Origin of the sequence: Pseudomonas sp. SJZ074, from assembly GCF_007828215.1 — a bacterium.
Lineage (GTDB): Bacteria > Pseudomonadota > Gammaproteobacteria > Pseudomonadales > Pseudomonadaceae > Aquipseudomonas.
Genome location: NZ_VIUE01000037.1, coordinates 42,232 through 48,608, shown reverse-complemented (window position 1 = coordinate 48,608; position 6,377 = coordinate 42,232). Strand labels below are relative to the sequence as shown.

The window sequence follows — 6,377 nt, the reverse complement described above, 5'->3', positions numbered from 1 at the left end:
ACCGGCCCGACCAGCGGCCCCGCGCCGGCAATGGCGGCGAAGTGGTGACCGAAGAGGATGTGCTTGTTGGTCGGGACGAAGTCCAGGCCATCGTTGTTGAGCACGGCAGGGGTGGCCCGGCGCGCATCGAGTTGCATCACGTTGTTGGCGATGAAGAGGCTGTAGTAGCGATAGGCGACCAGGTAGATGGCCACGGCTGCGACGACGATCCAGAGGGCGTTGATCGCCTCGCCTCGGCGCAAGGCCACTACGCCCAGGGCGCACGCTCCTACAACGGCCAGCAGGAGCCAGGGCAGATGGCGCAGCAGGCTATTATTGTTTTTCATTTTTATATTCCAGCCAGGGGTGGACAAGAAAGACAGCCACCGAAGTTTAGCTCTAACGGCAGCAAAGGCCATACCCGACATTCGTCTGTCATCGGCCAAACGGTGCCAGCGACGCGCCAGTTGGGTCTATAGTCAGTGAATCTTCAGAGGGATTGGGCAATGAGCGAACGCCGCCGCTTCGTACGAATCGAGTTTCATGCCAGGACCGAACTGAGCCAGCCCCCATACACTTGGCCAGTGGAATTGCTGGACCTGTCCCTGAAGGGCCTGTTGATCGAAAAGCCCGAACCCTGGCAGGGCAATCCTGAAAAAACCTTCGTCGCCAACATCCACCTGGGCAATGACGTGAAGTTGAGGATGGAGGTTCGGTTGGCCCACGACGACCACGACCACCTGGGCTTCGTCTGCGAGCATATCGACCTCGACTCCATCGCCCACCTGCGTCGGCTGGTGGAGCTGAACCTGGCCGATCATGATGAGCTGGAGCGGGAATTGGCGGCGTTGATTCAGGTTTAAAATCGACCAGGCCTGTTGAGGGCTGCCATGCAGCCCAGCGGGGATAAATCCCCTTGCCACAAAAAACCCACACAAAGGCCACTGCACAGCCTTTGTTTACTCAAACAACGCATCCAACGCCTGCTCCAACCGCGTCACGGCAATGATCTGCAACCCCTGCGGCGCTTCCTTCGGTGCGTTGCCCTTGGGCACGATAGCGCGCTTGAAGCCATGCTTGGCTGCCTCCTTGAGTCGCTCCTGCCCGCTGGGCACCGGCCGGACTTCGCCCGACAGGCCGACTTCACCGAATACCAGCAGGTCATGGGGCAACGGTCGATTGCGCAGGCTGGACATGACCGCTGCCATCAACGCCAGGTCGGAGGCGGTTTCCAGTACCTTCACGCCGCCCACCACATTGAGAAAAACGTCCTGGTCGTGGGTAGGAATGCCGCCGTGCCGATGCAGTACGGCCAGTAGCATCGCGAGCCGGTTCTGATCCAGCCCCAGGGTGACCCGGCGCGGGTTCGCCAGGTGACTGTCATCCACCAGCGCCTGCACCTCCACCAACATTGGTCGAGTGCCTTCCCAGGTCGCCATGACCACGCTGCCCGGTACTTCTTCCTGGGCACGCGTCAAAAAAATTGCCGAAGGATTGGAGACTTCTTTCAGGCCCCTGTCGGTCATACCGAACACACCCAGCTCATTCACGGCGCCAAAGCGATTCTTCACCGCCCGCAACAACCGCAGACGCCCATCGGACTCGCCCTCGAAATACAACACGGTATCGACCATATGCTCCAGCACCCGCGGCCCCGCCAGCGCGCCTTCCTTGGTGACATGACCCACCAGGAAAATCGCCGTGCCGCTCTGCTTGGCGTAACGCACCAACAACGCCGCGCTTTCACGCACCTGGGACACACCGCCCGGCGCCGATTGCAACTGTTCGGTGAAAATCGTCTGGATCGAGTCGATCACCATCACCTTGGGCTTTTCCAGGCGCGCCGTGGCGATGATGGTTTCGATGCAGGTTTCGGTCATGACCCGCAACTGATCCTGGGGCAGCCCCAGGCGCCGGGCACGCATGGCGACTTGCTGCTGAGACTCTTCGCCAGTGACGTACAGCGCCGGCATGCGCGTGGCGATGTTGCACAAGGTTTGCAGCAGGATGGTGGATTTGCCAATCCCTGGGTCGCCGCCGATCAAGACCACCGAGCCGTCCACCAGACCGCCACCCAACACACGGTCCAGTTCACCGGACGCGGTGGAAAATCGCGGGATCTCCTCGACGCTGACTTCGGCCAGGGTCTTGATCTGCGCCTGCTGGCCGGCCCACCCGGTGCGTCCGGTGGGCGCCGCGGCAGCGCCACTTTCCACCATGGTTTCGGTCAAGGTGTTCCAGGCGCCGCACTCACCGCACTGGCCGGCCCATTTGGGAAAGGTCGAGCCGCACTCGGTGCAGCCGTACATGCGCTTTGCCTTGGCCATCTGAACTCCGGGAGAAAAACCGCGATGATAGCCCAGGCGAGGGTCAGCGCGGGGCCGGCATTCTGATTTCACCGCTGACCAGATTCGCCGCCGTATTGCCCAACGGGTCCGCAGCGTCCATGTCGGCGCCCTTGGCCTTCAAGGCATCGAGCAGCTCGACACGGTTGAACAGGCCGGCATACATGGCGGCGGTCTGCCCGGCGCCGTTGCGCTGATCCGGGCTGCAATCGGTGGATAACAGGCGCCGCGCGATCTGCACTTCCCCCTTGAAAATGGCCCCCATCAACGCCGTGTTGCCGCGCTTGTCCTGGACACAGGCATCGGCCCCCGCGGCCAGCAGCCGCTCCACCGCAGGGCCGTGACCGTGGTAAGCCGCCAGGATCAGGGCGGTGTAGCCCTTTTCGTCCTGGGTATTGAGCGAGTAATGAGCGTCGATAAAGGCATCGAGCATGGACACATCACCCCGACGGGCGGCATCGAAGTAATAGGTTTGCAGCTCTTCTTGTACAACTGCCGGATCGGTCGGCAGGGACTGATCGGCCAACGCGGCCAATGACCAGGTGGCAAGCAACGAACACAGGAAATAACGCATCACGGTGCCTCCTTTTGACACAGGACTGTGGGAGCAGACCTTGCTCCCACAGGGCATGTACCTGACCTATGGATCAGTCGGTCAGTTTTTCCGCCAGCGCCTTGACGCGGGCCAGGTCACCCTTGGCGACACGGGCCACGCCAGTGCCATATTCCGGGTCGGCCTTGTAGAGGAACGACAGGATGATGTGCTTGCTATCGTCATCGGTGGTGGCCAATGAGCCGCCGAAGCTTTCGATCAGGTCATTGCGCTCCTTCTGGCTGAACGAGCGGTACAGGTCGCCGGCCTGCTTGAAGTTCTGCTCGCGCTGGATCTTCGCCTGCTGGGTACTGCCGCTCAACGCGGTCTGGCTGTAGCGCGCCGATTGCAGCTCCTCGCGGGGCATCAGGCGGCTCGGCTGGTAATTCACCCCGGTGCTGGTGCTCCCCGGGTTCATCGCGCCGTCCTGGTTACCGGTGTTCACCGCCACCTTGGGGGCGTTGATCGGCAATTGCAGGGCATTGGCGCCTATCCGGTACATTTGCGTATCGGCATAGGAAAACACCCGGCCCTGCAACAGACGATCTTCCGAAGGCTCGATACCGGGAACCAGATTGGCCGGGGCCATCGCCACCTGTTCGGTTTCCTGGAAGACATTGGCCGGATTGCGGTTCAAGACCATTTGCCCGACTTTACGCTCAGGCACGCCCGGCCAGATCTTGGTGGCATCCAGCGGGTCGAAATCGAACTTGGACAAGTCCTGCGGGTTCAGGACCTGGACATACAAGTCCCACTTCGGAAAGTCACCCTTATTGATATGGCTGACCAAGTCGTTGGTCATGTGGCTGTAATCCTGCCCTTGAACCTTCACAACTTCTTTCGGATCGAGATTCTTCAGGCCCTGCAGACTTTTCCAATGGAACTTGACGTAATGAACTTCGCCCTTGGCATTCACCAACTTGTAGGCATGCACGCCATTACCGTCCATTTCACGGTAACTCGCCGGAGTACCGGAGTTTGAGTACAACTCGGTCAGTGTCCGAGTTGCTTCTGGTACATGGGAGAAGAAGTCGAAACGACGTGAATCGTCGTCCAGGTTGGTCCGTGGATCGGGTTTGAAGGCATGGACCATGTCCGGAAACTTGATGGCGTCGCGAATGAAGAAGGTCGGGAAGTTGTTCCCAACCAGGTCCCAGTTACCGTCGGCCGTGTAGAACTTGGTGGCAAAACCACGGGGGTCACGCAGGGTTTCCGGCGAATGATTGCCATGCACCACGGCAGAAAAACGCACGAATACGGGAGTGACCTGCCCTGCCGCAAAGACCTTCGCCTTGGTCAGATCACTGAGGTCGTTGGACACGGTAAAGGTGCCATGGGCACCGGTGCCACGGGCATGCACCACGCGCTCGGGAATGCGCTCACGATCGAAACGCTGGAGTTTCTGGATCAGCTGCACGTCCTGCAGCAAAGTCGGCCCATTGGGGCCTGCCGTCTGCGAGTTCTGGTTGTCGCCGACAGCGGCCCCGTTATCGCGGGTCAGGGTGGCAGCGTTGACGGAAAAAGACAGCAGGCCAGCGGTCAGCACAAAAAGGGCGCGACGTTGGGGAAGAGTCCCGCCGCCAAGGGAAGTGTTCATAGAATTTCCTCTGATGTTATAGAGCGCATCCATGTGCGCTTGTCAGAGGCTAGTGCTCGAAAAAGCAAAACCTAAATAGAAATGCCATACCGCACTGATAGAGAAAACCTTATAGGGAGCCCACTTGAAACCGGGTATCACGCGCGATTGATAGCACTTTGTAAACCTTTAGCGGGAAGCCAGGTCGATAGCTGGGGAGCTTTGTAAGTAGACGTGTCGAGCGAGGTGCGTTTGACTGGATTACACTGCCACTCAACTCATTTGTCACAAGGAACCATTCATGGGCATGTTAAGCGAGTTCAAGGCCTTCGCGGTCAAAGGCAATGTCGTCGACATGGCCGTCGGGATCATCATCGGCGCCGCTTTCGGCAAAATCGTTTCGTCATTTGTTGGCGACGTGGTCATGCCGCCAATCGGCCTGCTGATTGGCGGGGTGGACTTCAGTGACCTGGCCATCACCCTCAAGGCTGCCCAAGGTGACACACCGGCGGTGGTGCTGGCCTACGGCAAATTCATCCAGAGCACCATCGATTTCATCATCGTTGCGTTCGCCATCTTCATGGGCGTCAAGGCAATCAACCGTCTCAAGCGTGAAGAGGCCGTTGCCCCGAGTGCGCCACCAGTTCCCAGCAAGGAAGAACTGTTGCTGAGTGAGATTCGCGACCTGCTCAAGGCCCAGAACGAAAGGTCCTGAGCGCTATTTGCTGAGGTGGTTCGTCAATTGAACACTGTCTATCAGCAGCCCTGACTTGGGGCTGCTGCGCAGCCCGGCGGGAGCAAGCTCCCTCGCCACAAGCTTCCTGCTGGCACTGGCCTACCAATAGTTTTCCACCGCCACCTGGCCCGGCCGCCGGGAAAGGCTCAGTTGCAGGCCCCTGGCCTTGAGCAGCTTGCGCGTGTCATCGATCATCTGCGGATTGCCGCACAACATGACCCGCGAATGCTCCGGCGTCAGCGTGACCCCCGCCGCTCGCTCCAACTCGCCATTTTCCAGCAGCGTCGTGATACGTCCGTTCAATGCCCCGGGATGCTGCTCCCGGGTCACGGTTGCGATAAAACGAAACTTGTGGGCGTGCTCGGCCAGGTAATCGCGCTGGCCCAACCCATCAATAAGTGCCTGATACGCCAGCTCCTTGGCCTCGCGAACACTGTACACGAGGGTAATCCGCTCGAATCTTTCCCATACCTCGAAATCCTGGAGAATCGAAAGAAACGGCGCCACTCCCGTCCCGGTGGACAGTAGCCATAAATCCCGTCCATCAACGAAGCGGTCAAGCGTCAGGTAACCAAATGCCTGGCGATCTACCAACAGGCTGTCATCCGGTTTCAAACGGCTGAGTTCACTGGTGAACTCGCCATCCGGAACGACGATGGAAAAAAATTCGAGAAACTCGTCGAACGGCGAAGACACCATGGAATAGGCCCTCCAGACAGTATTACCGTCCGCCTTGGCCACCCCCAAACGGGCGAACTGCCCCGCCCGGAAACGAAAGCCACGATCCCGGGTGGTGCGCAAGGTAAACAAATGGGAGGTCAATGGTTGCACGTCCATCAGGGTCTGACGGGTGAACTTCTCTGCGCTGTCGGTCATGAGCCACTCCAAAGGGACGAGGATCACAGTGTCCCGCAAAGTGCGCGCATTAACCACCGACAAAGAGTAGTGGCATTTTAATTACTACTGTTCTATTCACTGTTTGAAACATCTACCAAAGCTATACAAACATGAGAACCTTGTAACAGGACCAACTCTACGCGGTATTTTCGTAAGTACCATCCGTAATCTGTGAAATTAAAAATTCTAACTACCGCGTAGGAAAAGTCCTACACTGTCCTTTCGCAGCATATTGGATCCACGCCGCTGAAC

Annotated in this window: 7 protein-coding genes; 2 read left to right on the top strand and 5 right to left on the bottom strand. The window is 58.8% G+C overall.

Annotated elements, in window-relative coordinates; all coding sequences use genetic code 11:
* Positions 1-326, bottom strand: a 326-nt coding sequence (locus tag FBX99_RS26100; protein WP_306085256.1) for a carbon starvation CstA family protein, incomplete at its 3' end; no start/stop codon positions are given.
* Positions 327-485: 159 nt separating this feature from the next.
* On the opposite strand from FBX99_RS26100, the gene FBX99_RS26095 reads away from it, so the two are divergent.
* Complete coding sequence (locus tag FBX99_RS26095) at positions 486-842, top strand: PilZ domain-containing protein (protein WP_144930686.1); 357 nt, start codon at positions 486-488, stop codon at positions 840-842.
* Positions 843-938: 96 nt separating this feature from the next.
* Here the strand turns inward: FBX99_RS26095 and radA are convergent, their stop codons facing one another.
* From radA to FBX99_RS26080, 3 genes are all read right to left on the bottom strand, one after another.
* On the bottom strand, positions 939-2,306 hold the full coding sequence (radA, locus tag FBX99_RS26090) for a DNA repair protein RadA (protein ID WP_144930684.1): 1,368 nt from the start codon (positions 2,304-2,306) through the stop codon (positions 939-941).
* Between the two features lie 43 nt (positions 2,307-2,349).
* On the bottom strand, positions 2,350-2,898 hold the full coding sequence (locus FBX99_RS26085) for an ankyrin repeat domain-containing protein (RefSeq protein ID WP_145133360.1): 549 nt from the start codon (positions 2,896-2,898) through the stop codon (positions 2,350-2,352).
* A gap of 73 nt (positions 2,899-2,971) precedes the next feature.
* Positions 2,972-4,513 (bottom strand): catalase, encoded by a 1,542-nt coding sequence (locus tag FBX99_RS26080; RefSeq protein ID WP_145133358.1) that lies wholly within the window; start codon positions 4,511-4,513, stop codon positions 2,972-2,974.
* A gap of 280 nt (positions 4,514-4,793) precedes the next feature.
* Here FBX99_RS26080 and mscL point away from each other — a divergent pair, with 280 nt between their 5' ends.
* Positions 4,794-5,207, top strand: a complete 414-nt coding sequence (mscL, locus tag FBX99_RS26075; protein WP_144930678.1) for a large-conductance mechanosensitive channel protein MscL — start codon at positions 4,794-4,796, stop codon at positions 5,205-5,207.
* Between the two features lie 120 nt (positions 5,208-5,327).
* Here the strand turns inward: mscL and FBX99_RS26070 are convergent, their stop codons facing one another.
* Positions 5,328-6,104, bottom strand: a complete 777-nt coding sequence (locus FBX99_RS26070) for a ferredoxin--NADP reductase (protein WP_144930676.1) — start codon at positions 6,102-6,104, stop codon at positions 5,328-5,330.
* Positions 6,105-6,377: the final 273 nt, after the last annotated feature.